Below are 26,535 nucleotides of genomic sequence, written 5' to 3'. Positions count from 1 at the left end.
TACAGTTACCAGTTCAGATACTGCTCCGTGAATAATTCAGGTTAAATTATATTTTTGAAAAAGTCTGTTAAGATGACGCAAAACGTGAAAAATACATACAAAAGTTACAAAAATCCTGACGAAATATATTGTACATGTTATTTGCAAAATTCGTGTTAAGGAGAAAAAATAAGCGATTAAGCGGCGGCTAAAAAGCAGGTAAAAAGGTAGCGGGGATAAAAATTCTGTGATATATATGGTTCGACTTAAAAACAGGAGAGAAATTTCATCCTGTCAGATTAAAAACATCCCGAAAAAGAAATTTGGCAAAGATTCTTTGCAGGAAACAAAAGCGGGGTGGATATAAAAGAAGAGTTTGGGAGGTCTATATCATGGCTAATTTATTTTCGATCCTTTTCATCATCCTTGTCGCAATTGTAGGCGGTATTCCGACCATTGTGATCACGGGTTATATTCCGGTCATGATCGCGCAGAAGATTTACAGAAAAGTGAAGTACGGATATTCTTTATATCGTTAAAATAAAAGGATGGCTGACTGGCTGCTTGAAAAACCGGCAGTGAAATCTGAACAAATATCATCAAGAAGGGTGACTTTTCGGAAAATTATCTGCAATCTTAACACGATTTTAGCAGAAATTATGTTATAATGAATCCAAAAGAAGAACAAGTGATGAGAATGGCAGCAGTTGTTCTTCATGGATCATAAAAAAACCGGAGGTTCCCCTATGAGCACAAAAGTCAGATCAGTGTTAAAGAACAGCGGGATCGCGTTCGGGATCCTGGGAATCGCGACGGCATTTTGTTTTCTTGTCCAGCGGATCTCAGAATCAGACACGCACGTCCCGCTGTTGTTCGTTTTGGCGGTGCTGTTTGTGTCCCGCTTTACGGATGGATATGTTTATGGAATCGTCGCATCGATCATCGCTGTGTTCGGCGTGAACTATGTATTTACGTTCCCGTATTTCAAACTGAACTTTGCGATCACAGGATACCCGCTGACCTTCGTTGCCATGCTGGCTGTGGCCTGCAGCGTCAGCGCCCTGACGACCCAGATCAAGAAACAGGAGCAGATGCGGCTGGAGGTTGAGCGGGAAAAGATGCGCGCGAACCTTCTGCGGGCGGTCTCCCATGATATCCGCACACCGTTGACGTCGATCGTCGGCTCCGCGTCCGGGATCATCGACAACTATGACGCGCTATCGAAGGAAAATATCCTGGAACTCCTTGAGGACATGAAATCCGAGGGTCAGTGGCTCGTCCGGATGGTGGAAAACCTTCTTTCCATCACGAGGATCGGGGATGGAACCGCCAGAATCAATAAGGAAGATGAATTGGTGGAGGACGTGATCAGCGGAGCGATCACGAAATTCAGAAAACGATTCCCGGATATCGAGGTAGTCCCGAAAGTGCCGGAGGATGTTCTGTTTGTGCCTATGGACGCGATCCTGATCGAGCAGGTGATCGTAAATCTCCTGGAAAATTGCGTGCTCCACGCGGACGGTATGACAAAGATCTGGTTGATCGTGACGGAGGACGGGGACCAGGTGAAATTCTCTGTTGAGGATGACGGTGCCGGAATCAAGGAGTCCGCTCTTCCGAGAATGTTCGACGGAAGTTTCCAGTCGGAGGACGGAAAAGAGAGCGATTCTAAGCGAAATATGGGAATCGGACTTTCGGTTTGCATGACCATCGTAAGAGCCCACGACGGAATCATGAAAGCAGAAAACAGAAAAGAAGGCGGTGCCAGAGTGATGTTCTGGCTGCCGAAAGGAGTGGACACGGAATATGGAGATTAAAGACAGAGTGCTGGTCGTGGAAGACGACAAGAGGATCAGCAATTTCATCAAGACAGTGCTGGAAGCGAACAATTACGATGTGATCGTCGCGCAGACGGGAGCGGAGGCATACAGCATGGTGACCTCCCAGTGTCCGGACGTGGTGATCTTGGATCTCGGTCTGCCGGACATGGACGGCATGAAGATCTTACAGGGCGTGCGGGAATGGTCCGCGATGCCGGTGATCGTTGTGTCGGCGAGAACCCATGAGAGGGATAAGGTGGAGGCGCTGGATCTCGGAGCTGACGATTACATCACGAAGCCTTTTGGAACATCCGAGCTTCTCGCAAGGATCCGCACCGCGATCCGTCACACAAGGTCTGGGATCCCGAATCAGCCGGGCGGACAGACGGGAGTTTTTAAATCCGGCGGATTGACCATCGATTATGACAAGCACCGCGTGTTTATCGACGGTGTGGACGCGGGGCTGACCCAGAACGAGTATAAGATCGTGAGTCTTCTTGGAAAGTATGCCGGGAAAGTCATGACTTACGACTATATTATTAAAGAGATCTGGGGACCGAATATGAAGAATGATAACCGGATCCTGCGTGTGAATATGGCGAATATCCGGAGAAAGATCGAGAAGAATCCGGCGGAGCCGCAGTATATTTTTACAGAGGTTGGCGTCGGATACCGGATCGTGGAGCCGGATTAGGACAGGATGGCGTGTTGCAGCAAAAAGTGAATAAGCGATGGTAAAAACACCTGCTGTGTCCTCTATAAATTTAGAGGGCAGCAGGTGCTTTTTGTGTAATAGGGAATTCCGAGAAATTCCCTATTACACAAAAGGCACTAACGTGCCAATGATGCGCACTCGCGCGAAGATGTAGATTGTCGCAAGCGACCGCGCGAGGCGCGAGATATGCCAAGGCACATTGGTGAAGGCTGCAGACCAGGGAATTTTAAACCTGCTGAAATTATTGTGTGGCGGCAGTCTTCCGGACAAGTTCATCCAATGTCCCGAACCGGTAGCCCATCTCCTCCCACTTCGTCAGCAACTCATCGAGGATCGCCGCGTTTGTGGAGGAAGTACTGTGCAGAAGCACGATGGCACCCGGATGGATGCGGCCGAGAAGTTTTTTGAACGCTTCCTCCTTTGTGGGCTGCTGATCCTGATACCAGTCCACATAGGCGAGACTCCAGAAGAAGGTCTGATAGCCGAGAGCTTTTGCCATCTGAAGATTCGCTTTGCTGTATTTTCCCTGGGGCGGCCGGTAGTATCTCCGCATGGTCTCTCCTGTGATCTCTGTGTAGCTTGTTTCGAGGCTTGAGAGCTCTTTCGCGAAGCTTTCCGGATCGCTGATCTTCGACATGTCCGGGTGGTGGTATGTATGGTTTGCGACAATATGCCCCTCGGAGACCATGCGTTTTACGAGGTCCGGGCTGGTCTCCAGGTAGTTTCCGACGACGAAAAACGCGGCGGGAACCTGATGCTTTTTCAGGGCGTCCAGGATCATGGGGGTATTGCCGTTCTCGTATCCGGCGTCGAAGGTCAGGTAGATGACTTTCTCGCCGGAAAGATCGGCGTACCAGGCGTTGTACTGCTTTAATTCACCTGCCGTGGCGTTAGCGACAGGCGGTTTTCCATCCTGCTGGAATGAGAGTCCCCAGTTTCCGTCCGCAGATGCCGGGACTGACGGAATGACGGTGGCGGCGAAAGCGCCGAGGACATAGGAGAGGGGGAGTAGGATGAGAGCCAGGAGAAGTGCGGCTGGACGGCTTCCTGCGAAAATCTGGTCATGATCACGCGGAAATTCTTTTAAAAGACAGAAAAATGGAAATTTCATGAAATGATATCCTTTTCATGTGGTTCCAGAGACGTGCAGATGTCTCATGGAACTGCTTTTTATAATATATTCCACCCCAGATATTTGTATTCCATCGCAAAATGTGGTAAGATGTGTTGGTGCGCGTAAAGCTGCCGGTTCGGCAGTATGAAAGGAGAGAAAAAATTGAAGATCAGGATCCGGAGGATTCTTTTTCCAATACTGTTCTGTCTGGCGGTAGCATGTATCATTGAACTTCCGCTTGCGCAGACAACGATTTTCGGGGACGATGTGATCTTATGGGATACCTTGTTCCGCTCAGTCATCGCGGTTCCGATGCTGGTACATCTTTATAGAGAGGATTCGGTGTTCAGGGGAAAAGAACACTGGAACGGAAAAATTGCGGCTGCGGCATTTTTCAGTGGCGCAGGAATATCCCTGGCATTCGGCTTTGCGGTGAAAACACTTCAGATCCCTGGCGCGGTGTTGGCGGATGAGAGCCTGTTTACGGGAAATCTCTGGCTGGAGGCTGTGGTGCTTCTGGCGGCATCCCCTGTTCTGGAGGAATACTTTTTCCGCGGCGTTCTCTATGGAAGGTGCAAGGAACTTGTGTCCGCCCCGGCAGCAGCATTTATGACTGCGGCATTTTTCAGTGTGTTCCACTGGGATCTTGTGCAGGGAATCTACAGCTTCTTTATGGGGCTGATCCTGGCATATCTTATGGAAAAGACGAACACGGTGAAGGCACCGGTGGTGTTCCATTTCGCGGCGAATCTGGCGGCACTTGTTCTGGCGGTTCTCTAGCCTGATGGAAAAAATGTGCTTATATTTCCGTATCAGAATCGATCGGTTCCAGTGGTTTTGATGCCGCAAAGATGGCGAAAAAGGCGGCAGATTGCCGTAAAATCGTAAGGGAATTGTAATTGAATCATCAAAATACAGATGATAAAATAGTTTAGGCAAAAAGAAAGGCGGGAAAACGATATGAAAAAAAGAACCTTATTCCGCAGCGGTGCGGCGTTTCTTATGGGACTGCTGATGACCGCGGCGGTGGGATGCTTCACGAGCTTTGCTTATGACAGTGCATGGCTGAAGGCTTGTTCGGTAGAGAACGGAAACAGCATTTCCGTCACAGGAACAGCTACGACCGGCGCTTTAAATGAGGGGGAAACTCCGGATGATGGATATTATTATCTGTTCGAGCTTCACCCATATGAGTCTGAGATAGGCTCCAGAACGGACTACATCGCATGGAGCAACAAATCCGACAAGTTAAAATTCACCTTAAAATACAGCGGTGATTCCACAGATACGATGCTCTATTCCAGATTTGTGGTTGCGTTAAAGACCGGCAGCACCTACACCCCGATCAGCAATGCGATCTATGTGACGAACCCGGGCGATGTGGCAAAATATCGTGAGGCTTACCCGGAGCCGATGAGCAAAAAAGGACTTCTGATCCAGCTCGATATGCTCGGTGACGCGCTGAATCTGGGTGTGAAGCACACGACGGTCAATATCCCGTATCACCAGCTTGTGGGCGGCAATTTAAAGTACAAATACAACGGAAAGACCTACAACTTCAACGGTGATCTCATCAAGGATTATGATAAGATGATCAGTGCGTTCTCCGCAAAAGGAATCGTTGTGACGGCGATCCTTTTAAACGGCTGGAACGACAGCTACCCGGAGCTTCACGAAGCCGGGCTTGCGAAGAGAAAGGAAGCTTTCTACTACGGTTTTAATGTCTCCACGGAGCAGGGATATGAGACGACACGCGCGCTGCTCTCCTTCATGGCAGAGCGCTATTCCGGCGCCCACGATGATTACGGCCGCGTCAGCAACTGGATCGTCGGAAACGAGATCAACAACAACTTAAACTGGAACTACACAGGTCCGATGGACATCGATTCCTACACAAAACTCTACTCAAAGGTATTCCGTGTGGCCTACACGGCAATCAAGAGCCAGAGCCGCAACGCGAGAGTATTCTTCTCCACAGACTATGAGTGGAAGCGGGCGAACTCCAATCTGATGTACGGCGCGAAGGACTTCATCGACCGGTTCAACGCCGATATCCGCGACGAGGGAAATATCGAATGGGGACTTGCCTACCACCCATACCCGCATCCGATGACGGAGCCAGAGTTCTGGGATGATGATCAGACAGGTGCTGTCAACAATACAGAAGATTCACCGGTCGTAAACTTCAAGAACCTCAACGTCCTGACGGATTACTTCCAGAAGGACATCATGCGTGATGCAGGCGGAAATGTCCGCCATATCATTCTCTCTGAGGAAGGCTTTACATCAAAGAGCGCGACCCGCGGAGATGTCTATGATATCCAGGCGGCGGCATTTGCCTACGCGTACTATCTTGTGGACAACAACCCGTATATCGACGCGTTTATCTTAAACCGTCAGGTCGATGCGGTGATCGAGGTAGAGCAGTCCTGCTCGTTTGGTCTCTGGACAGTTGACATGTCAAGCCCGAACAGGGTCATCGCCGTTATGCCGAAGAATATTTACAACGTATTCAAATATATTGATACAAATAAATCTCTGAAGTATACGGAATTTGCGAAGAAGATCATCGGAATCAACAAGTGGAGCGATGTGATCCCGGGATTTAAGCTGCAGGAATAATTCAAAAAATAAAGCTGGTATTTTGATTCGGCAGGATACTTTCGGATATGTGTTCTGCCGGATCTTTTTTGCTTACAAATACCAGTTTTACGGGATTTTATTGACAAAATCCTGACGAGGGCTTATAATGCGCTATGACGATTATTTAGTACGACAACTCAGGAAATGACAGGAAAACAGTTTTGTGTGTCAACATTTTTCAGGAGGATATCATTATGGCAAAGAAGAATCCAATCGCAGCCGCAGCAAAGAAAATGGCTGCAGCACCGGTTAGCAATAGCACTGTAGAAGTAAAGGCAGCAGAGACAAAGACAGTAAAGGCAGAAGCAAAGGCAGAGGCTCCGAAGGCAGAAGCTAAGAAAGCAGAAGAGCCGAAGAAAGAGACAGCAAAGAAAGCTCCGGCAAAGAGAACAACAGCAAAGGACATCAAGACATCCGTAGTTGTACAGTTCGCTGGCAAGGAAGTTACAGAGAAAGACCTCATTGCAGCTGTTAAGAAAGCCTACACAAAGAAAGGCAACAAAGTCGGCGATATCAAGACCATCGAGATCTATGTAAAGCCGGAAGAGAGCGCTGCTTACTATGTAGTAAACGGTATCGGCGCAGACGATTACAAGATCGAGCTGTAAGTTGAGATGATAGTTTAGCTATGTCCGGATGGACATATGGCTGGGCAAATGTGTTTAGACACAGTCTTGCAGATGGACATATCCTGGGTGTGCCGCCTGCAAAAGAACAGAAACTGTAACTGTTCAGTAGGTCTGCGCCCTTGCTGCGCTGACCGTAAGAAAACATAGGCTGGAGGGCAAAAATCCCATCAGCGAAGCTGATCTGGAATGGATTTTTGCGTGTAACTATGAAGGTACTGAATAGTTACCAGAAACTAGGACTTTAGGACTTGAGCGCCCGCTGGGATCATCCCCGGCGGGCGTTTTTGAGATCAGGAGATTATGGAAAAAGAAACGAAGAGAGAGCTGCCGGAAGCGTTCGTGGAGAAGATGGAAAAGCTTCTCGGCAGTGATGCGGAAGCATTTTTTAAGAGCTATGACGCGGAGCGGAAATTCGGACTGCGGGTCAACCCATTAAAGCAGAAGAGCGGGGAGATGCCGGAGGAAGGAGAACCCCTCGGAGATTACCTGAAGGGACTCGCAAAAGTTCCCTGGGCAGAAGAGGGATTTTACTACGAGGCAGACATGCGCCCGGGACGCCATCCGTTCCACGAGGCGGGGGCATACTATATCCAGGAACCAAGCGCCATGTCTGTGGCAGAAGCACTGTCTCCAAAGCCCGGAGAGCAGATCCTGGACCTCTGCGCGGCACCGGGAGGTAAATCTACCCATCTTGCCGGAAAAATGGGCGGACAGGGGCTTTTAGTCTGCAACGAGATCCATCCTGCCCGCGCGAAGATCCTGTCCCAGAATATTGAGCGCCTTGGCGTGAAGAATGCTGTGGTGACGAATATGGATCCGTTCCAGCTTGCCCCGGCGTTTCCGGAATTTTTTGACGGGATCGTGGTGGATGCCCCGTGTTCCGGCGAGGGAATGTTCCGAAAGGATGAGAACGCCAGAAATGAGTGGAGCCCAGACCATGTAAAACAGTGCGCGGGGCTGCAGGACGGGATCCTGGACTGCGCAGCGGCGATGTTAAAGGACGGTGGGCGGATCGCCTATTCCACCTGCACATTTTCACCCGAGGAGAACGAGCAGAGCATAGCAAGATTCCTTGAGCGCCATCCGGAGTTTTCTGTGGTGCAGCCGGAGCTTGTAAAATATTTTTCCGGCGGTCACCCGGAATGGGCAGATGGGGATGAGGAACTGAAAAAGACCGTGAGGATCTGGCCGCATCTTGCGGACGGGGAGGGTCATTTCCTGGCGCTGCTTGTGAAAGGTGAGAGATCCTGGGATGCTGTGGAAAGTACTGTGAACGCAGACGAAAAGAAAAACAGCAAAAAGGGCGGACGTAAAAATGGACGTGCGAAAGAGGACGCGGCGCTCACGGAAGCGGTCGCTGCGTTCCGGACGTTTGAAAAAGAAAATCTGAAAGACACGGAACATCTGGAGAATGGAAAGAAATTTCTGATGTTCGGAGAAAACCTGTATCTCGTCCCGGAGGTGATGCCGGATCTTAAGGGACTTAAGGTACTGAGACCGGGCCTGCACCTCGGAAGCGCGAAAAAAGACAGGTTTGAGCCGTCCCATGCATTGGCTCTGGCACTGAAAAAAAGTGATGTGAGACAGAGCGTGGAGGTCGGATCGGAGGATCTTGCGCTGCGGTATCTTCGCGGGGAGACGCTGCGGGCGGAAGACTTTGAAAATCGGGAGATTCCGGTAAAAGGCTGGGTTCTTGTTACTACCGGCGGCATGTCGCTTGGATTTGCGAAGGCAGCTGGAGGGATGCTGAAAAACCACTATCCGAAGGGACTTAGAATCCAGGGCGGCTGAGTATAGAAGTCAGCAGATATATGAGGATACGCTGAAAATCTGCTTATGATGAGATACACTTTAATATGTAGTGGTTGAAAAAAAGCAAATAAAAATCCGTCAGATCCTGCCTTAGAAAAAGACAGGACCTGACGGATTTTTGATGTCCGGAAAAAGTTTTCTCATGTCCTCTGGCAGTGATGCGGAGAATTCAAGCTTCTCTCCGGTCACCGGATGGGAAAATCTTAAGTATGTGGAATGGAGCGGCTGCCGGTCGATAAAGCGGTAGTCCGGGCAGTAGAGAAAATCCCCCGGCAGCGGATGCCCGATGGCTTTCATATGGACCCGGATCTGGTGTGTTCTTCCTGTCTCTAAGAGGAGGCGGATGAAAGAAATGTCGGCGTCCTTGTTGTAGGCAAACGTCCGGTAATGGGTCACAGCGGTCTCGCCCCGCTCTGGATCGCAGACCCGCTCGATGGTGGAGCCGTCTTTTCTTGCGATCGGAAGATCGATGGTGCCGGACGCGTCCGTCTTCCCGGAGACGATGGCGGCGTACTCCCTGTGAATCGTGTGATCCTTCACGGCATCAGAGAGAACGCAGGAGCTGTAGGGATTCTTTGCGAGAAGCACAAGTCCTGATGTGTCCCGGTCCAGCCGGTTTACGGCCCGGAACACGAAAGGGGTCGCCTCGTTCCTGTAATACCATGCGATTCCGTTTGCCAGGGTATTCTCATAGTGTCCCTGGGACGGGTGGACCGGCATTCCGGCAGGTTTATCGATCACGAGAACATGTTCGTCTTCAAAAACGACGGAGAGGTCCATGGGAACAGGGACAATCTGGTCGGAAGTTTTTTTCTCCGTGACATGGACGCGCAACTGATCTTTCGGCTGAAGGACTGTGTTGGAAAAAACAGTTTTTCCGTTTAGGAGAAAACTGCCCTCGGTGTTCCGAAGATGAACCACCAGGCGGGAAGAATAGCCGGAATTCAGGAGAAAGGCGGCGATGGAACGGCCGCTCTCAGCTTCTTTAATTGTGTAAATTAAAACTATATTCATGAAAAATCCCTTTTTATTAAAAAATAATAATTCAATACGCAGATGCCCGCAGAGATTTCGGCTGCATAACACCACGGACATGTAGAAATGGTCTCTAAAATTATTTCAGCACCTTTCATTGTATCATAGGAAAAATTGTCCGGCAAGTCTCAGAAAACATCCGCATATGCTGTTACAAATATGCGGCGGAAGTTCTGAAAAATGTGGAAGAATAAAAATATAGCAGAAAAGGTGCTGGCGCGGCCCAGTGAATGGACCGGGGTGAAAGAAGAGAAAAAACGCAGGCGCGGACCATACCCGCTTCTGCAGCTGTGCCTGGGGGCGCTCCTGATTTTTGCGGCAGTAGTTCCTGAAAATCATTTATACAGGGAAAGCAGCGGGCAGCAGACTGCGCAGGATCCGGTCATGCCGGTGATCCGGTCCGAGAATGGGGAGACGCTGGAATCAGAAGTGGTGCAATCGAAGGTGAAGACCGATCCGCTGAATTTAAACGCCCACGCTGCTGTCCTGCTTGACGGCGATACAGGGCGGATTCTGTACGGGAAAAATGAGAAGAAAGTTCTTCCCATGGCCAGCACCACGAAGATCATGACCTGCATCCTTGCCCTGGAGAACTCCGGGCTGGACACAGAAGTCGAGATCTCAGACCGGGCGGCATCCATGCCGGAGGTAAAGCTGCATGCGGGAAAAGGGGAGAAATACCGTCTGGAAGACCTTCTTTACTCCCTGATGCTGGAATCCCACAATGACACTGCAGTGGCCATTGCGGAAGCGGTCGGGGGCAGCGTGGAAAATTTTGCGGACATGATGAACGGGAAGGCAGCGGAACTTGGCTGTGATGATACATATTTTCTGACGCCCAACGGGCTGGATGCGGAGGATAAGGAAAGCGGGAAGATCCATTCCACGACGGCGGCAGACCTGGCGCGGATCCTCAGATATTGTATCTCACTCTCCCCGGCGAAGGAAGAATTCCTTGCCATCACAAGAGCACCGTCCCACGCCTTTTCTGACCTCTCCGGAACGCGGAGCTTCTCCTGTGTCAATCATAACGCTCTCCTGACGTCCATGGAAGGCGCGGTCAGTGGAAAGACCGGATTTACGGGAAAGGCCGGATACTGCTATGTTGGTGCAGTGAAAAAGGATGAGAAGTTATTCATAGCGGCACTCCTTGACTGCGGATGGCCGCCCCACAGGACCTACAAGTGGCAGGATATGCGGAAACTTGTGACGTATGGGGATAAAAACTTTGAGTATAAGGAGATAGAGAAAACAGGACTCGGGGAGGAAACGGCAGTTCTGGTGGAAAATGGCGTGGAGTCCAGGGTTAAGGTGGAGATTGGGACTGAACATGCGGATAGGAACTCCCTCCGTGTTCTGCTGGGAAACGATGAGAAGGTCCAGGTAAGGACAAAGATCGCAAAATCGCTCCATGCTCCGGTCCGGGAAGGAACGCCGGTGGGACAGCGGGATTACATGGTCGACGGGATTGTCATCGACAGTGATCCGGTGGTGACAGCCGGGAATGTTGAACTTTGGGACTTTGAGTATGCGGAGAAGATTGTGATGGGAAAATTCTGGATGTAAAGGTCTATTTTTTCCAAACAGGAATCGATGAATGTGCGGACTGTTTTAAAATGTGTTACAGTTCAGCCATGCGCTGGTTTGAATGAGAAAGTGTGTTGCAAGCTTGCTTGCATAAGCACTTTTTCATCCAAATCAGCATATGGTGGAACCACCAAGTTTCTTGTTTTCATGAATATGAAAACAAGAAGATGTAATGGCTGAACTGTAACTAAAATGTTATAAAAATCCTACTATCATACTTGAATTATAGGAATGTTCTGCTATACTGGTAAGAAAGATAATTGTAACTATTCAGTACCTTCATAGTTACGTGCAAAAATCCATTCCAGATCAGCTTCGCTGATGGAATTTTTGCCTTCCAGCCTATGTTTCCTTACGGTCAGCGCAGCAAGTGCGCAGACCTACTGAACAGTTACCAGATAATTTATAAGTGAAGGTACTGAATAGTTACAGATAATTTATAAGTATGGAGGCATAAAATCATGCAGACAAAACTGACGAGAGAGGACACCATCGCGCTCCTCAGAAAATACAACAAAGAGCCATTCCATATTCTCCATGGCCTGACTGTCGGGGGCGTTTTAAAATGGTACGCGAATGAACTCGGATACGGAGATGAGGCCGGATTCTGGGAGATCTGCGGAATCCTTCATGATATCGATTTCGAGGAGTATCCGGAGGAGCACTGCCTGATCGCGCCGCGTCTTTTAAAAGAGGGCGGAGCCGAGGATGAGGTGATCCATGCGGTCTGCAGCCACGGATACGGAATCCACGAGTGGATCGACGCGAAGCCGGAGCACGAGATGGAAAAAGTCCTCTTCGCGGCAGATGAGCTGACCGGTCTGATCTGGGCGGCAGCGAAGATGCGCCCATCAAAGAGTACGAAGGACATGGAAGTGTCCAGCTTAAAGAAGAAATTTAAAGATAAGAAATTTGCTGCAGGATGTTCCAGGGACGTCATCACAAAAGGTGCCGGGAATCTCGGCTGGGAACTGCCGAAGTTAATGGAAATGACGATCCTCGCCATGAGATCCTGCGAGGATTCCGTTGCGGAAGAGATGAAGAAGATGGGGTTGGCGGAGTAAGAGCGTATTGCTGACCAGTATAATAAAAACCTGAGGAGCTGTGTTGAGACCTCTCAGGTTTTTTGCCTTCCGGCTTATGTTTTCTTACAGTCAGCGCAGTAAGTGCGCAGACCTGCAGAACAGTCACAATTTCAGACTAATTGTTCAGCAATTTTGCACGCTTACCGCACTGACTGCACTGTCTATTTTCTGCTCTTGATCTGTGCCGTCATCTTATTGGGCAGGCAGACGATGATCTCGCCGTCCAGATGGATCTTTCCCTGGTGGACACAGATCTTGTCGGGGCATGTGGCCTCGGAGACCCACGCCTCCCCATCTTTGATGATCAGGTGGTTTGTGCCGCCGGACACGCTGTCTATAGTGAGTTCCTGATCTTTTGCGAGATCGAGGGTTTCGACTACTTTTCCATCGACGGAAACTTCAACGATCTCCGCAGGGCTTTTATGCATAAATTTTGCCCCGAGAAAAAGAAGAACGGCTGCCGCAAGTATTACGGCGATCAGGATCATATCCTGTTTTTTTAAAAGTTTCTGTTTCGTATCTTTGCTTTCTGTCATAAAAAATCCCTGAAAATAGTGTAATGGTAACTGTTTCGTGTTTTGCATCAGCGCCGGGCAAAAAATCCGGGAGACTGTCTGATCTAAATATTACTGTTTGATAATAAAGTCTTCCATTCCATCCGAATAGGAAACATTGTAATCCTCATCGATAAAGCATGCGTAGATTCCATCCAGGGAATTCGCAAGCTCCAGTCCTTTTTCCAGGCCAAGGGAAAAGCAGGTGGTGGAGAGACCATCCCCGTCAACGGACTCCTCGGAGAGGATCGTCACGGAGATCAGTCCATTATCGTAAGGATACCCGGTTGCCGGGTTTAAAATGTGATGGTAATTCTTTCCGTCGATCTCAAAATGCCGCTCGTAGACACCGGATGTCACGACGGAGAGATCCTTGATCCCAAGCACCTCAAATGTCTCATCCCTGTCCGCAAAAGGTTTCTGCAGCCCGATGTTGAATTTGCTTCCGTCCGGCTTTTCGCCCATGCAGAGGACGTTTCCGCCGAGATTGATAATGGCGCTCTTCACACCGGCATCCAGGAGCTGTTCCTTGATCCGGTCGGCGATATAGCCCTTCGCGATGGAACCCAGGTCGATGGTGGTATCCGGGGAGAGGAATGTCAGCGTATTTCCGGAGAGGACGAGGTTGTGGTAATCCACCTTCGGAATATCTGCTTCGATGTCTGCTTCATCCGGGATCACGGCCTCGCCGCTTGTGAAATTCCAGAGGGAACTCAACGGCTCGATCGTAATGTCAAAGGCACCGTCAGATTTCTCGCAGTATTCCAGACCTTTTGCCAGAAGCGCTGCCATGTCGTCGGAGACCGTGACAGTGTCGGAGGTCCGATGGTTGATCTTGTAGAGCTCGCTGGTCTCTAAGGTCTTGCTGAAAATATTCTCATACTCTTTACAAAGTGCCATCGAATCGTCTAAGATAGAGGAGTCGTCGGAATCGTAGAGCGTGATGGTGACGAAGGTGTTGAGCAGAAAATCGGAACGGCTGAGAGGAGTCTCCTGTGTGAGAAGTCCCGGTCCGCTGCTTGTTCCACATCCGCTCAATGTCATGCCGGAAACAAAGAGGAGACCGGCGGCACAGAGGCCAAATATTGTTTTTTTATTCATGTGTTATATACTTCCTGTACGATAAATATTATAAGCTCATTCGACAGCGGAAATTTTGTATATTAATACGAAAACGCAGACCGCAGCAGGCACTCGTGCCTGTCGTACAAAATATCAGAAGCTGCACTGCCGGATATCCGGTTTATTCTAACAAATGAACTTTTGAAAGTCAAGAAAGAGGAGAATAGATCCGATGAATCGAGAAAAAAAGGCAATAACTGTGGCATTGTATGGGCTCCTGATTGCCCTTGCCATGGTGCTGAGTTTTGTTGAGACAATGATTCCCATCCCGATCCCAGTCCCAGGCATAAAGCTGGGACTGGCGAACCTTGTAACGGTGGTGGGGCTTTATTTAATTGGAATCCCCGGAACCATCGCCGTGACCCTGATCCGCATCGTTCTTGTGGGACTGTCATTTGGAAATCCCTACAGCATGATCTATGGGCTGTCTGGAAGCTTTTTAAGCTTGTTTGTGATGGCGGTATTGAAGGAGACCGGAAAGCTCTCCCAGGTCAGCATCAGCGTTCTTGGCGGTATTGCCCACAATATCGGCCAGATCACCTTTGCGGCAGTTATCGTCCAGACACCAGGGGTATTTTATTATCTGCCATTTCTTCTGGCAGCCGGATGCATCGCGGGAACACTGATCGGAATCGTCGGCGGAATCATTACGGAGCGGCTTCAGCGTGCGATGCGGGGGATAAAAAAATAAAATAGCGATTGTATTAGGGTGGTAAATTTATTATAATAAAATGTAACAGGTTGCAGGTGCGGCAATTTGTTCTGCAAAAAACGCGCTGCAAGTTTACTTGTATAAGTGTTTTTGCAGAGCAGATTGATATAGGGCGGCCGCCCTGTGCTTCTTGTTTTTGTGCAGCGAAAACAAGAAGATACGCACGTTATACTTAAAGCTGTCAATATACCGTAAAAAAACGGAGGAATTCGATCATGATTGAAATGTCAATAAAGAAACTGGTTCAGTACGGCAGAACGACCGGACTTATCGAAGCCGAAGATGAGATCTACGCAAGAAACCAGATCCTGGAAGTACTGAAAATGTCCGAATACGAGGAGCCGGGCGAGATTACAGACGAGATCAGCCTGGAAGATACCTTAAACGCGCTCACCGACTACGCTGCAGAGCAGGGGATCCTTGAAAACAACAGCGTCGTATACCGGGATCTTTTTGACACGAGACTCATGAACTGCCTGATGCCGCGCCCAAGTGAGGTTGTAAAGAAATTCCACGGGGAGTATGAAAAGTCCCCGGAGGACGCAACGGCTTATTTCTACAAATTGAGTCAGGACTCCAACTACATCCGCCGCTACCGTGTCTGCAAGGACTTAAAGTGGATCACGAAGACAGAGTACGGGGACCTTGATATAACGGTAAACCTCTCAAAACCTGAGAAAGACCCGAAAGCCATCGCCGCTGCAAAGACCATGAAGCAGAGCGGATATCCGAAATGTCTGCTCTGTATGGAAAACGTAGGCTACGCGGGCCGAATCAACCATCCGGCGAGAAACAACCACCGGATCATTCCACTGACCTTAAACGGCGAGTCCTGGGGCTTCCAGTATTCCCCGTACGTCTACTATAATGAGCACTGCATCGTCTTCAACGGAAAACACACCCCGATGAAGATCGACCGGAATACGTTCAAAAAGTTATTTGATTTTGTGACCATGTTCCCGCATTATTTCCTGGGATCCAACGCGGATCTCCCGATCGTCGGCGGTTCCATCCTGACCCACGACCATTTCCAGGGCGGAAGATACACCTTCGCGATGGCGAAAGCACCGGTGGAGAAAAGTTTTACAGTGAACGGTTACGAGGATGTGGAAGCAGGAATCGTAAAATGGCCGATGTCCGTGATCAGGATCCGCAGTGAGAAGAAAGAACGCCTTGTGGATCTTGCGGATAAGATCTTAACTGCATGGCGCGGATATACAGACGCGGACGCGGATATCTACGCGGAGACAGACGGGGAGCCACATAACACGATCACCCCGATCGCGAGATTCCGTGGCGGAAAGTTTGAGCTGGATCTGGTACTGAGAAATAACCGCACCACGGAGGAACGTCCGTTAGGTCTGTTCCATCCGAACCCGAAGCTCCACCACATCAAGAAAGAGAACATCGGACTCATCGAAGTCATGGGCCTGGCAGTTCTTCCGTCGAGATTGAAGGATGAGCTTGCCCTGCTTGCCGACTATATCGTGGAAGGAAAGGACATCCGCAGCGAGGAATCCATCGCAAAACATGCAGACTGGGTAGAAGAGTTCCTTCCGAAATATGCGAAGATCACAAAGGATAATGTGATGGAGATCTTACAGGATGAGGTCGGCCATGTGTTCGCGAATGTCCTTGAGGATGCGGGCGTTTATAAGCGCACAGAGGCGGGGCGTGAGGCATTTGGAAAATTTATCGAGACATTAAACAGGTAACAAAATTGTTGCCGGAACCGTTACATTTTCCTTAAAATTTTCATAAATGTAGGGACTTCGTCTCGCCAAGCGCGGGAAAGTGTGTTATATTGGTATTTGTTTCATAACTGCTAAGATTCTTCGCGGTTACAAGCAAAAATCCATTCCGGATCGGTTTTGCCGATGGGATTTTTGCTTTCCAGCCCATACTTTTTTACGGTCAGCGCAGCAAGTGTGCAGATCTATTGTGCAGCTGCTGGGCTTTAAATGATGGAAAAAGGAGACTGCCATGTTAAATGAGGAGAAGATCCGGCTGATGACGGGTATCGCCATGTTTGAAAAGAAAATGATGAAGGAATCCATCCCGGCAAACCGGTATTTCAAGAGCGACTACGTTGGAAGCCATCTGATCCGGTCTTTTATCGCGTACTCGCTGACCGTGTGCCTGTGCCTGGTGCTGTGGGTCCTTTACCGGTTCGATGATCTGCTCAACGCCATGGCGGTGGATGACCTGATCTCTCTCGGGGTGCGCCTTGTATTCTACTATGCTGCGGGACTTCTCGCATATCTTGTTGTGACCTGGAAGATCTATTCGAGACGTTATGACGAAGCAGCCGGAAGACTGAAGATCTATCAGGCAAAGCTGCGGCGCCTTGATAAAAAATATGACCAGTAGCCTGCAAAGGAAAACGGGGAGGAAAAGAGTAAGTGATCGGACTTTTAGTATTCAAGGAAAAACTGAAACAATTTTATGGAAAGTATAATATTTACATCGTACCGGTCGTAAAATTCCTGGTGGGATTCCTTACGTTCTGGCTGATCAACGCGAATGTAGGTTTTATGTCGAAACTTAAGAATCCGCTGATCCCGGTGGTGATGGGACTGGTTGCCTCCTTTATTCCATATGGAGTGACAGCGTTTCTGGCCGGTGTTTTTATCCTGATCCATGTTGCCCAGGTGTCTCTGGAGATCGCTCTGGTCATCTTTGTGTTCGTGCTGGCGGTGACCGTCCTTTACTACGGATTCCGGCCGGGTGACGGATATCTGCTTCTCCTGACACCGTTACTGTTCTTCCTGCGGATTCCGTATGTGGTGCCGCTTGTGGTAGGACTTTCTGGAAGCCTTGTGTCCATCGTTCCTGTGTGCAGCGGTGTCTGCATCTACTATATTCTGATGTATTTAAAGCAAAATGCGGGAACACTGACGGGAAGTTCGATGGCGGAGATGGCAGACCGGTTTATCCAGATCGTAAAGAATGTATTTGGAAATGAGCTGATGTGGGTCATGGTGGCTGCATTTGCCGCTGCGATCCTTGTGGTCTTCATCCTTAAAAATCTTTCAGTAGACTACTCCTGGTCCATCGCCATCGTTGCGGGAGTGATCACACAGCTTGCAGTGATCTTTATCGGTGATTTCAATTTCAACCTTCCGGTATCCGCAGGTTCCATGATCTTTGGAATCGTCGCATCGGTGGTGATCGCCCTGATCTACCAGTTCTTTGTGTTCGCGGTGGATTACACGAGAACAGAGTATCTGCAGTATGAAGACGATGACTACTATTACTATGTGAAAGCTGTCCCGAAGCTCACGGTGTCTGCACCGGATGTGAAGGTACAGCGGATTTATTCGAGAAAAAATGTGAGACATGAGAAGAACGAAACTCGTGAATAATTGTACGGAGGTAACAAAATGACAGAATTTCTTGGGAATATGTATTCCTGGTTTACATTTATTCCGAAGATCACATTGTCGAATCTTTTTGAAATTCTGATCCTCACAGTTCTGATCTATGAAGTCCTTTTATGGGTGAAGTCGACGAGAGCGGGAGTGCTTCTCCGCGGTGGTATGATCATTGTTGGTTTTTACCTGCTGGCGGCGATGCTCCATTTAAATACGATCACCTGGATCATCAACCATATGGGCCAGCTCGTATTGACAGCCCTCATCATTATCTTCCAGCCGGAGCTTCGAAAAGCGCTGGAGCAGCTCGGAAGCAAAAATATCATCACAGACCTTTTTATTTCTGAGAATTCCAGACAGCAGGAAGGATATACAGAGAAGACCGTAAATGAGATTACCCGTGCGGCCTTTGAAATGGGAAAAGTAAAGACAGGAGCCCTGATCGTCATCGAGCGCGACACTCCGCTTCCGGAGATCGAACGCACGGGAATCCCGGTGGACGGAATCGTCACGAGCCAGCTTCTGATCAATATTTTTGAACACAATACGCCTCTTCACGACGGCGCGATCATTATCCGTGGAAACCGCGTGACCTCTGCGACCTGTTATCTGCCGCTTTCTGATAACCTGAGCATCAGCAAAGACCTGGGAACAAGACACCGTGCGGCTCTTGGAATCAGTGAGAGCACGGACAGCCTGACCGTTGTAGTCTCCGAGGAGACTGGACGGGTATCCCTGGCGGCGGGCGGAAGTCTCAGAAGGATCAACAGTCCGGAAGAGTTAAAGCTTGCGATCGCTGCAAAGCCGGAGGAGGAGACGGTATCCGGCCCGTTCAAACTCTTGAAGGGATGGCATAAAAATGAAAGAAAAGCAGAATAGACGATGGGGACTTTTGCTGATTTCCTTCCTGTGTGCCTTTTTAGTCTGGCTGGGGGTCGTCAATGTGGCGGATCCGGTCATGACGGATACTGTGGAGGTGCCGGTAGAGATCATTAACAGCGACGTCCTCACGAAGAACAACCTGACATATGCGGTTGTCGGAAAATCGACAACCACAGTTCAGTATGAGGTAAAGACGACAAATGCGTATCGGATCCGTTCCTCAGATTTCCGGGCGTACGCGGATATGACAGACATGTGGTCCGTGACAGGCGCGATCCCGATCAAGGTCGAGGTCCTAAACCACTCCGAATACCTGGTCTCCATGCCGGTGAGCCGGACGGGAACGATCAAGATCGAGACGGAACCGCTTCAGAGGAAGACATTTACCATCGGCGTCATGACGACGGGAATGCTTGAGGACGGCTACCAGACTGGCAAGGTGACACTGTCACCGGAGACACTTACGGTCGAAGGTCCGGAATCCCTGATCGGACAGATCAGCAGCGTCGGAATCGAGATCAACTTAGACGGAAAGAACGCGGATTGGAGCGATTCGGAGGAACCGAAGTTCTATGACGCGAACAAAAACAGCATTACGATCAGCGATCGTCTGATCAGTAACTGCAAGAGTGTCGATTATACCATGGAGATCCTGAAAGTGAAGAATCTGAGCCTGGATTTCGATGTCACCGGTGAGGTGGCGGGCGGTTATCGCTACACAGGTGTGGAGTGCGGACTTAAGAGTGTCCCGGTGGTCGGATTAAAGAGCGCTCTGGCATCCTTAAATACGATCACGATCCCGAAGGAAGAGCTTGATGTTTCCGGCGCGAGGGCAAATATCGTGAAGACTATTGATCTGAATGATTATCTGCCGGAGGGAGTTTCCCTGGCTGGGAAGGACAGTTCCGAGATCACGGTGACACTTACGGTGGAGCAGTTGAAGGAACGGGAATATACGGTCCGCATCAGCGCTGCCAGTTATGTTGGGGCTGACAGTTCCTACAGCTATCGGGCAGACCCGGGAACGGTCACAGTCCGGATCCGTGCGCTTCAGGAAGAACTTGACAGCCTGCAGCTTACGGCTGAGGACCTGAGTCTGAATGTCTCTGGAATGGGAGAGGGAAGCCATCAGATTCAGCCGACGCTTAACAGGGAGCTTGATTCTGCCTATGATCTGCTGGGAATTTCCAGCTGTACGGTAACTATCGCAAAGGAACAGGAGTCTGCGACGGAGACAGAGCCTGAGACAACTGAGAAAGAGACAACTGAGAAAGAGACAACAAAAGCGTCGGAAACTGCCGCTGAGAGCAGCAGCGAGGCGGAGACAGAGGGGGAGACCGCTGCGTCTGCAACAAGACACGCGGTGATCGTCCCGCCGGAGACAACGGAAGCCCATCAGGCAACCGGTCTTCAGACGTTATTTCGAAATTAGGAGTAAAAATTACTTATGGTAAAGCAAAAAGTTACGATTGAAAACCCCACCGGTCTTCATTTAAGGCCGGCAGGGCTTCTGTGCAAGGAGGCATTGCGGTTCCAGAGTTCGATCAAATTTGAATATGGAAACACGACAGCAAATGCGAAAAGTGTACTGAGTGTGCTGGGGGCATGCGTAAAGTGCGGAGATGAGATCGAGCTGATCTGTGAGGGAGCGGACGAAAAGGAAGCTCTGGAAGCAATCACAGAACTGATCAATGGCGGTCTCGGAGAGTAGGCTGATATGCTGGTTTATGTGATCTGTTACGGCGCTGCCATGCTTTTTGCATTCAGCGCCCATTTTACCTTATCAGGAATGTCGCTGATGTTTGCAGCACTATATCTTTATCTGTGGGAATATGGGAAAAGCGGCAATCCGCTTCATCTCCGCGGATTGTTTTCCCTGTTTTATGTGGGAGGAGAAGGAATCTCCTGCCTGAAGCTGTCAAACCTTCAGAAGGACTGGAGTTTAGAGACCTGGGCGTGCTTTTTTGTAGCTTTTGCGGCATTCTGGAATGTGTACGCACTGGCAGAAAAGAAATTTGGATATGGGAAAGAAAAAAAGACTGTGGCTGGTTTTTCTCAGAAGTTTACAGAGAAGGCTGCAGAGAGATACGGGACAAGAATTTTCATTGCACTTACCGGGCTGACAATCCTGTCCCTGACTGCCTTTCTGTTTGAGGCATTCCGGTTGGGATATGTGCCGTTTCTCCTTCGGGGAGTGCCGCATGCCTACTCATATTTCCATATTTCCGGGGTCCATTATGTGACGGTGTCATGTGTACTGGTCCCGTCCATGGAAGTTCTGCTGTGGTTTTACGACAGGAACATGGGGAATGCGAAAAAAGCCGTGTCCCTCATTATGACAGGGATCGCGATCCTGATCCCGGTGCTTTGTGTATCGAGATTTCAGCTGATCTTTGCGGTGATTCTCGCAGTGCTGACATTTATGATCGTCAGCGGACACAGGAAAATCAGGTATCTTTTCATGGCAGCGGCGGGACTTGTTCCACTCTATGTGATCTTAACGATTGCCAGAAGCCATGATGTGACGTATCTGAATGGAATCTTTGAGATGAAGAATGCGGCTACGCCGATCTTTATCACGCAGCCTTACATGTATATTGCAAACAATTACGACAATTTTGACTGTCTGGTACGGGAGCTTCCGGCCCATTCTATGGGACTAAAGGGAATGTTTCCGCTCTGGGCATTATCGGGGCTTAAGTTTATAAAGCCTGCATTAGTGGACTGGCCGATCTACGTGAATAAGGAGGAGCTGACTACGGTTACACTCTTCTATGACGCGTACTATGATTTTGGAATTGCCGGTGTGTTTCTGTTTTCATCAGTATTGGGAGTGGCTGCCGCATGGCTTTCTGCAAGGACATACCCGGGAAGAAATCCGGCGTGGTACCTATTCTATTCTCAGGGAGCGCTCTATTTTATGCTCTCGTTTTTTACAACCTGGTATTCCAATCCTACGACCTGGTTTTACTTTGTGGTGACCGGTGCCTTTGGAATTTTTTTAGAGATTAAACACAACAGACGGAGGAGACAGCTATGATATCAGAAAAAATGAAACCATTTATGGCTAATAATTCCGCGATCCGCGCAATGTTCGAGGAAGGGAAAAGAATGGCTGCTGTTTACGGCAGGGAGAATGTATATGACTTCAGCCTTGGAAACCCGAATGTTCCGGTTCCGCAGGTGACAGAGGCGATCCTCGACGTGGTGAAGAATGAGGATTTCATGACACTCCATGGATATATGAGCAATGCAGGCTATGAAGATGTCCGTCAGACCATCGCAGAGTCCTTAAATAAACGGTTCGGAACGAATTTTTCCTTTAAGAACCTGATCATGACAGTGGGTGCGGCGAGCGGATTAAATATCATTTTAAAGAGCATTTTAAATCCGGGCGATGAGGTTATCGTGTTTGCACCGTATTTTGTGGAATATAATGCGTATGTGAGAAACTATGACGGAAATGTTGTGATCATTTCTCCGGATACTGAGACGTTTATGCCGAAGCTTGATGAGTTTGAGGCGAAGATCACTGCTAAGACGAAGGCTGTTATCATCAACAACCCGAACAACCCGACGGGTGTTGTGTATGATGAGGCGACGATCAAGGCTATGGCTGCGATCCTGGAGAAGAAAGAGAAGGAGTTTGGCACATCGATCGTGCTGATTTCTGATGAGCCGTACCGTGAGCTGGTTTACGGCGGGGTTGAGGTTCCGTTTGTGACGAAGTATTATCACAATGCGGTTGTGGGATACTCTTACAGTAAGTCTCTTTCTGTTCCGGGCGAGCGTATCGGATATGTTGTGATTCCAGATGAGGTGGATGATTCTGCGGCCCTGATCGGGGCAGCTACGATCGCGAACAGGGTGATCGGATGTGTGAATGCACCGTCACTGGTTCAGAAGGTGATCAAGTATTGCATTGAGCATGAGGTTACGGTGGATCTGGAGACTTATGAGAAAAACAGGAATCTGATCTATGGTGCGCTGACGGAGTATGGATTTACTTGTGCGAAGCCGGATGGAGCGTTTTACTTGTTTGTGAAGTCTCCGGTGGAGAACGAGAAGGAATTTTGCGAGGTGGCGAAGAAACATCACGTGCTGATGGTTCCGGGCAGTTCGTTTGCTTGTCCGGGGTACGTGAGACTGGCTTACTGTGTGTCCTATGAGCAGATCGAGAGGTCTCTGCCGGCATTTAAGAAGATTGCAGAGGAGTACGGGCTTTGTAAGTAGTGTTGGCGGGAAAACCGGTGAAAGGAGTACAGATCATTAGCCGGACTTTGTTCGAAAGTATATAAAGCCGTATGAGATCATGTGGAGTACTGAAAAAGGGGGATCGACTGAGTAAAATACTGCGGATGGAATGCAGCAGGATTTTTACAGGATTAGGAGGTCCATGGAATGAATTTCAGAAAGTATGCAGGGATTATTTTAAATATTCTGGTTCCTTTGCTCACAGTTTATCTCGTCTGTGTCTGGGGACTGAGGCTGGTGGTGTTTTTTCTTCCGTTTGTGATCGGATGGATCGTGGCAGCGATCGCGAATCCGGTGGTGCGCTTTTTTGAAAAGCGGCTGAAGATCGTCCGCAGGCACGGCTCGATGGTTCTGATCGCAGGTGTGCTGGCACTGGTGATCTTTGGCATCTATGCGCTGTTTTCCTGGGTGTTCCGGGAAATGACGGAGTTTGGGCAGGCACTGCCCGGAATTTATGCGTCGATCCGGGAGGAGGTCGATCTGGCCTGCGAGCGGATCGTGGGACTTTTGAAGTATCTTCCTGCAGACACGGAGATGACGATCGTTTCCGAGCTGGAGAATGTGGGTGGATATATCGGCGATTTTGTTCAGAAGATCGCGGCTTCCGCAGGCAGCCGCGTAGTGCGGACGCTGCCGGAGGTCTTTGTGAATACGATTATTGTATTTCTTTCTTCATACCTGTTTCTGGCAGATCATGATAAGCTTGTGGAGACGGTACGGAAGGTTATGCCGGGGCCTGTGATCAAGTATGGACGGATGATGAAGAACGATATCCGGACGTTGATCGGCGGGTATTTTTTGGCGCAGTTTAAGATCATGTTCGTGGTCGCAGTGGTGTTGGTGATCGGAATGTTATTCCTCAGGGTTCCATATGGAATTTTTCTTGGAATCGCGATCGCGATTCTGGATTTTCTGCCGATGTTCGGCACAGGAACGGCATTGATTCCCTGGGCAGTGGTGAGACTCTTTACCGGGGAGTACGGTTATGCGCTCAGCCTTGTCATTCTCTATGTTTTAACACAGGGCATCCGTCAGGTGATCCAGCCGAAGATCGTCGGTGACAGCATGGGACTTCCGCCGCTTGCAACACTATTCTTCCTCTATCTTGGTTTCAAGTTCCGCGGTATTGCGGGAATGATCATCGCTGTACCGGTCGGCATCCTGTTTATCCGGTTTTACGGATATGGGGCATTTGACGGCCTGATCAGGAATGTGAAGTTTCTTGCGGAGGAGATCAGGAAGCTGATGGAAGGATAGAAAATAAGAAAAAGAGACAGGCATTTGGAAGCTTATCTAAGTTTCCGGATGCCTGTTTTGGTATTAAGAAAACAAAATTTATTCAGAAGATGAGCCATCGGCGGGGACAATAACGATATTGACGTCCGGGATATTACAGGGTGCCGTGATGCTGGCATTGGATATCCGGAGGAAGATCTTCTGAAAAACTTTGCTGGTTTTAAACTCTGCATTTAAAGGTCGAAAATAAGTGTAGGAATGTATCAGGTGTGCATCTGTTGCATAAAATAGAACGATATTCAATCGAGCGAGGAAATTATGGCACAGGGATATTTGCAGGTGGATGTTGTGTCGGACGCGAACAGTTTTCCGGTACAGGATGCGGATATTGTGATTGCAAGGACGGAGGAACCAGATGAAATTATTGAGGAGACGAGAACGAACAGTTCCGGACAGACGGAGAATCTTCCATTAGATGCACCACCGTTAGAGCTTTCATTGTTACCGGAGGAGACGGAGCGTCCATATGCAGAATACACGATCCGAATCACAGCACCGGGATTTGAGCCATTTGTCGTTTCAGGAACGGAGGTTCTGGCGGACGTGACGGCGATCCAGGGGATTCGTTTGCGGCCTCTTTCGAATGCCCCGGACGGTGAGCAGACAGAGACCGTGACGATTCCGGATCACACACTTTATGGTGATTACCTTCCAAAAATCGCGGAGAGCGAGATCAAGCCGGTTATAGAGACAGGAGAGATCGTTCTATCCAGAGTGGTCGTCCCACAGACGGTCGTGGTACATGACGGAGTTCCAACGAACTCGTCCGCAGCCAACTATTATGTCCCATATCGGGATTATATCAAAAACGTAGCCTCCAGTGAGATATACGCGACCTGGCCCCGCTCCACGATCGTTGCGAATGTGCTGGCGATCATGTCCTTTACGTTAAATCGTGTCTATACGGAATGGTATCGCAATCAGGGATATGATTTTACGATCACATCATCAACCGCGTATGATCATAAATGGATTTATGGGCGGAATATTTTTGAGCCCATCTCTGTCGTGGTGGATGATATTTTTGATAATTATCTTTCGCGCCCGGGAGTGAAACAGCCGATCCTGACACAATACTGCGACGGGCGGAAGGTTCGGTGTCCGGGGTGGATGACGCAATGGGGCAGCTGTGAGCTCGGAGAAGCGGGGTATAGTCCCATCGAGATCCTGCGGAATTTTTATGGAGATGATATGTATATCAATACGGCAGAACAGATCTCCGGCATCCCGGCATCGTGGCCGGGATATGATCTGAAGATTGGTGCCACCGGTGATAAGGTGCGGCAGCTGCAGGAGCAGTTAGACGCAATCTCCAGCGTGTATACCGCAATTCCGGATATTTCCCCTGACGGGATCTATGGTCCGGCTACCGCGGAAGCTGTCCGGAAATTCCAGTCGATCTTTGGACTGCCCCAGACCGGAGTGGTAGATTTTGCTACATGGTATAAGATTTCCCACATATATGTGGGGATTACAAGGATTGCGGAATTATCGTAAATGAAATATGGATAGAAAGTGATATGTTGCCGGACATGGTGACAGGAGATACCTGCCGATCCTGTCACCATGAATTCAGGAGCAGGCTATCGCGGGACGGAGAAGTGAGGATTAACGGATACTGTGAATGAAACGCGATCAAAAGTTAAGAGACAGATATGGATATGGGGGGAACGGTTGTCGGAAAAAGGAGAACGATTTTCGCGGATTTACCAGAAAAATCCTTGTAGAATCCACAGAAATGTGCTATGATACGAGTGTCGGAAAAATTCATGCGCAGATATGGTTCATCGGTAGAACGCTAGCTTCCCAAGCTGGAAAGGCGGGTTCGATTCCCGTTATCTGCTTCCTTCAGGGAATCCTTAGAAATTAAGGATTCCCTTATTTTACTTTATAGGAAAGACCGCCTGCGGCGCTCTCTTGAA

The 26,535-nt window shown here is 49.2% G+C and carries 24 protein-coding genes and 1 tRNA gene; 21 read left to right on the top strand and 4 right to left on the bottom strand.

All coding sequences use genetic code 11. The features are described 5' to 3' along the window. The first annotated feature begins 371 nt into the window (after positions 1-371). The 3 genes from DW826_RS18350 (at position 372) to DW826_RS15755 (ending at position 2,493) form a co-directional block, all read left to right on the top strand. The gene (locus tag DW826_RS18350) at positions 372-518 is read left to right on the top strand and encodes a hypothetical protein (protein WP_015554124.1); all 147 of its coding nucleotides are present in this window, start codon (positions 372-374) and stop codon (positions 516-518) included. A 207-nt stretch (positions 519-725) separates the two neighbouring features. Beyond that, the gene (locus DW826_RS15760; protein ID WP_117485548.1) at positions 726-1,796 is read left to right on the top strand and encodes a DUF4118 domain-containing protein; all 1,071 of its coding nucleotides are present in this window, start codon (positions 726-728) and stop codon (positions 1,794-1,796) included. Continuing rightward, positions 1,786-2,493: a response regulator transcription factor gene (locus DW826_RS15755; RefSeq protein ID WP_015554126.1), complete on the top strand. Its 708-nt coding sequence runs from the start codon at positions 1,786-1,788 to the stop codon at positions 2,491-2,493. Before DW826_RS15760 ends, DW826_RS15755 begins: the two co-directional genes overlap by 11 nt. A 262-nt stretch (positions 2,494-2,755) precedes the next feature. Here DW826_RS15755 and DW826_RS15750 read toward each other — a convergent pair whose 3' ends face one another. After that, a complete protein-coding gene (locus tag DW826_RS15750; protein WP_242994121.1) occupies positions 2,756-3,625 on the bottom strand; it encodes a polysaccharide deacetylase family protein in 870 nt (289 codons plus the stop codon). Between the two features lie 165 nt (positions 3,626-3,790). Between DW826_RS15750 and DW826_RS15745 the strand changes: the two genes are divergently transcribed. The 4 genes from DW826_RS15745 (at position 3,791) to DW826_RS15730 (ending at position 8,691) form a co-directional block, all read left to right on the top strand. Next, on the top strand, positions 3,791-4,408 hold the full coding sequence (locus DW826_RS15745; RefSeq protein WP_181968096.1) for a CPBP family intramembrane glutamic endopeptidase: 618 nt from the start codon (positions 3,791-3,793) through the stop codon (positions 4,406-4,408). 180 nt (positions 4,409-4,588) lie between these two features. Next, on the top strand, positions 4,589-6,250 hold the full coding sequence (locus tag DW826_RS15740; protein ID WP_117485544.1) for a DUF5722 domain-containing protein: 1,662 nt from the start codon (positions 4,589-4,591) through the stop codon (positions 6,248-6,250). Positions 6,251-6,465: 215 nt separating this feature from the next. After that, positions 6,466-6,879, top strand: coding sequence for a DUF6465 family protein (locus tag DW826_RS15735; RefSeq protein ID WP_015554129.1), 414 nt, complete (start codon positions 6,466-6,468; stop codon positions 6,877-6,879). Between the two features lie 321 nt (positions 6,880-7,200). Beyond that, on the top strand, positions 7,201-8,691 hold the full coding sequence (locus DW826_RS15730) for an RsmF rRNA methyltransferase first C-terminal domain-containing protein (RefSeq protein WP_117485542.1): 1,491 nt from the start codon (positions 7,201-7,203) through the stop codon (positions 8,689-8,691). 111 nt (positions 8,692-8,802) lie between these two features. Here the strand turns inward: DW826_RS15730 and DW826_RS15725 are convergent, their stop codons facing one another. Continuing rightward, on the bottom strand, positions 8,803-9,726 hold the full coding sequence (locus DW826_RS15725) for an RluA family pseudouridine synthase (protein WP_117485552.1): 924 nt from the start codon (positions 9,724-9,726) through the stop codon (positions 8,803-8,805). 201 nt (positions 9,727-9,927) lie between these two features. Here DW826_RS15725 and DW826_RS15720 point away from each other — a divergent pair, with 201 nt between their 5' ends. Together DW826_RS15720 and DW826_RS15715 are read left to right on the top strand one after the other, a co-directional pair. Beyond that, positions 9,928-11,313: a D-alanyl-D-alanine carboxypeptidase family protein gene (locus tag DW826_RS15720; protein WP_117485540.1), complete on the top strand. Its 1,386-nt coding sequence runs from the start codon at positions 9,928-9,930 to the stop codon at positions 11,311-11,313. Between the two features lie 482 nt (positions 11,314-11,795). Further along, positions 11,796-12,398 (top strand): hydrolase, encoded by a 603-nt coding sequence (locus DW826_RS15715; protein WP_117485538.1) that lies wholly within the window; start codon positions 11,796-11,798, stop codon positions 12,396-12,398. 182 nt (positions 12,399-12,580) lie between these two features. On the opposite strand, the gene DW826_RS15710 is transcribed toward DW826_RS15715, so the two are convergent. Further along, positions 12,581-12,955, bottom strand: a complete 375-nt coding sequence (locus DW826_RS15710) for a NusG domain II-containing protein (RefSeq protein ID WP_117485536.1) — start codon at positions 12,953-12,955, stop codon at positions 12,581-12,583. A gap of 90 nt (positions 12,956-13,045) precedes the next feature. After that, positions 13,046-14,074, bottom strand: coding sequence for an FAD:protein FMN transferase (locus DW826_RS15705; protein WP_347472399.1), 1,029 nt, complete (start codon positions 14,072-14,074; stop codon positions 13,046-13,048). A 193-nt stretch (positions 14,075-14,267) separates the two neighbouring features. Between DW826_RS15705 and DW826_RS15700 the strand changes: the two genes are divergently transcribed. From DW826_RS15700 to DW826_RS15645, 12 genes are all read left to right on the top strand, one after another. Then, on the top strand, positions 14,268-14,786 hold the full coding sequence (locus DW826_RS15700; protein WP_117469355.1) for a Gx transporter family protein: 519 nt from the start codon (positions 14,268-14,270) through the stop codon (positions 14,784-14,786). Positions 14,787-15,022: 236 nt separating this feature from the next. Continuing rightward, complete coding sequence (galT, locus tag DW826_RS15695) at positions 15,023-16,522, top strand: UDP-glucose--hexose-1-phosphate uridylyltransferase (protein WP_117485534.1); 1,500 nt, start codon at positions 15,023-15,025, stop codon at positions 16,520-16,522. A gap of 268 nt (positions 16,523-16,790) precedes the next feature. Beyond that, positions 16,791-17,177, top strand: coding sequence for a hypothetical protein (locus DW826_RS15690; protein ID WP_117469357.1), 387 nt, complete (start codon positions 16,791-16,793; stop codon positions 17,175-17,177). 32 nt (positions 17,178-17,209) lie between these two features. Beyond that, positions 17,210-18,172, top strand: a complete 963-nt coding sequence (locus tag DW826_RS15685; protein ID WP_117469358.1) for an ABC transporter permease — start codon at positions 17,210-17,212, stop codon at positions 18,170-18,172. A gap of 18 nt (positions 18,173-18,190) precedes the next feature. Continuing rightward, on the top strand, positions 18,191-19,060 hold the full coding sequence (cdaA, locus tag DW826_RS15680; RefSeq protein ID WP_117469359.1) for a diadenylate cyclase CdaA: 870 nt from the start codon (positions 18,191-18,193) through the stop codon (positions 19,058-19,060). Next, positions 19,041-20,495, top strand: coding sequence for a CdaR family protein (locus tag DW826_RS15675; protein WP_117485532.1), 1,455 nt, complete (start codon positions 19,041-19,043; stop codon positions 20,493-20,495). Before cdaA ends, DW826_RS15675 begins: the two co-directional genes overlap by 20 nt. Positions 20,496-20,510: 15 nt before the next feature. Next, entirely contained in the window at positions 20,511-20,774 is a 264-nt protein-coding gene (locus DW826_RS15670) for an HPr family phosphocarrier protein (protein ID WP_117485530.1), read from the top strand. Between the two features lie 6 nt (positions 20,775-20,780). Continuing rightward, positions 20,781-22,103, top strand: coding sequence for an O-antigen polymerase (locus tag DW826_RS15665; protein WP_117553170.1), 1,323 nt, complete (start codon positions 20,781-20,783; stop codon positions 22,101-22,103). Further along, positions 22,100-23,296 carry a pyridoxal phosphate-dependent aminotransferase gene (locus DW826_RS15660; RefSeq protein ID WP_117553169.1) on the top strand — a complete coding sequence of 399 codons (1,197 nt, stop codon included), beginning with the start codon at positions 22,100-22,102 and terminating at the stop codon, positions 23,294-23,296. The genes DW826_RS15665 and DW826_RS15660 overlap by 4 nt, the downstream gene beginning before the upstream one ends. A gap of 168 nt (positions 23,297-23,464) precedes the next feature. Beyond that, positions 23,465-24,574, top strand: a complete 1,110-nt coding sequence (ytvI, locus tag DW826_RS15655) for a sporulation integral membrane protein YtvI (RefSeq protein WP_117553168.1) — start codon at positions 23,465-23,467, stop codon at positions 24,572-24,574. Between the two features lie 276 nt (positions 24,575-24,850). Beyond that, a complete protein-coding gene (locus tag DW826_RS15650) occupies positions 24,851-26,110 on the top strand; it encodes a peptidoglycan-binding protein (RefSeq protein WP_117553167.1) in 1,260 nt (419 codons plus the stop codon). A gap of 276 nt (positions 26,111-26,386) precedes the next feature. Next, positions 26,387-26,457 (top strand) — tRNA-Gly (locus DW826_RS15645). Positions 26,458-26,535 lie beyond the last annotated feature (78 nt).

This window comes from Clostridium sp. AM34-11AC (assembly GCF_003435375.1).
Taxonomy (GTDB): Bacteria; Bacillota; Clostridia; order Lachnospirales; family Lachnospiraceae; genus Pilosibacter; species Pilosibacter fragilis.
This window is presented reverse-complemented; position numbering and strand designations above follow the sequence as displayed.

Bases quoted from the DNA above. Each gene is read 5' to 3' on its own strand.
- DW826_RS18350 (WP_015554124.1), top strand. From the start codon at position 372: ATGGCTAATTTATTTTCGATCCTTTTCATCATCCTTGTCGCAATTGTA.
- DW826_RS15760 (WP_117485548.1), top strand. From the start codon at position 726: ATGAGCACAAAAGTCAGATCAGTGTTAAAGAACAGCGGGATCGCGTTC.
- DW826_RS15755 (WP_015554126.1), top strand. From the start codon at position 1,786: ATGGAGATTAAAGACAGAGTGCTGGTCGTGGAAGACGACAAGAGGATC.
- DW826_RS15750 (WP_242994121.1), bottom strand. From the start codon at position 3,625: ATGAAATTTCCATTTTTCTGTCTTTTAAAAGAATTTCCGCGTGATCAT.
- DW826_RS15740 (WP_117485544.1), top strand. From the start codon at position 4,589: ATGAAAAAAAGAACCTTATTCCGCAGCGGTGCGGCGTTTCTTATGGGA.
- DW826_RS15735 (WP_015554129.1), top strand. From the start codon at position 6,466: ATGGCAAAGAAGAATCCAATCGCAGCCGCAGCAAAGAAAATGGCTGCA.
- DW826_RS15730 (WP_117485542.1), top strand. From the start codon at position 7,201: ATGGAAAAAGAAACGAAGAGAGAGCTGCCGGAAGCGTTCGTGGAGAAG.
- DW826_RS15725 (WP_117485552.1), bottom strand. From the start codon at position 9,726: ATGAATATAGTTTTAATTTACACAATTAAAGAAGCTGAGAGCGGCCGT.
- DW826_RS15720 (WP_117485540.1), top strand. From the start codon at position 9,928: ATGTGGAAGAATAAAAATATAGCAGAAAAGGTGCTGGCGCGGCCCAGT.
- DW826_RS15715 (WP_117485538.1), top strand. From the start codon at position 11,796: ATGCAGACAAAACTGACGAGAGAGGACACCATCGCGCTCCTCAGAAAA.
- DW826_RS15710 (WP_117485536.1), bottom strand. From the start codon at position 12,955: ATGACAGAAAGCAAAGATACGAAACAGAAACTTTTAAAAAAACAGGAT.
- DW826_RS15705 (WP_347472399.1), bottom strand. From the start codon at position 14,074: ATGAATAAAAAAACAATATTTGGCCTCTGTGCCGCCGGTCTCCTCTTT.
- DW826_RS15700 (WP_117469355.1), top strand. From the start codon at position 14,268: ATGAATCGAGAAAAAAAGGCAATAACTGTGGCATTGTATGGGCTCCTG.
- galT (WP_117485534.1), top strand. From the start codon at position 15,023: ATGATTGAAATGTCAATAAAGAAACTGGTTCAGTACGGCAGAACGACC.
- DW826_RS15690 (WP_117469357.1), top strand. From the start codon at position 16,791: ATGTTAAATGAGGAGAAGATCCGGCTGATGACGGGTATCGCCATGTTT.
- cdaA (WP_117469359.1), top strand. From the start codon at position 18,191: ATGACAGAATTTCTTGGGAATATGTATTCCTGGTTTACATTTATTCCG.
- DW826_RS15675 (WP_117485532.1), top strand. From the start codon at position 19,041: ATGAAAGAAAAGCAGAATAGACGATGGGGACTTTTGCTGATTTCCTTC.
- DW826_RS15670 (WP_117485530.1), top strand. From the start codon at position 20,511: ATGGTAAAGCAAAAAGTTACGATTGAAAACCCCACCGGTCTTCATTTA.
- DW826_RS15665 (WP_117553170.1), top strand. From the start codon at position 20,781: ATGCTGGTTTATGTGATCTGTTACGGCGCTGCCATGCTTTTTGCATTC.
- DW826_RS15660 (WP_117553169.1), top strand. From the start codon at position 22,100: ATGATATCAGAAAAAATGAAACCATTTATGGCTAATAATTCCGCGATC.
- ytvI (WP_117553168.1), top strand. From the start codon at position 23,465: ATGAATTTCAGAAAGTATGCAGGGATTATTTTAAATATTCTGGTTCCT.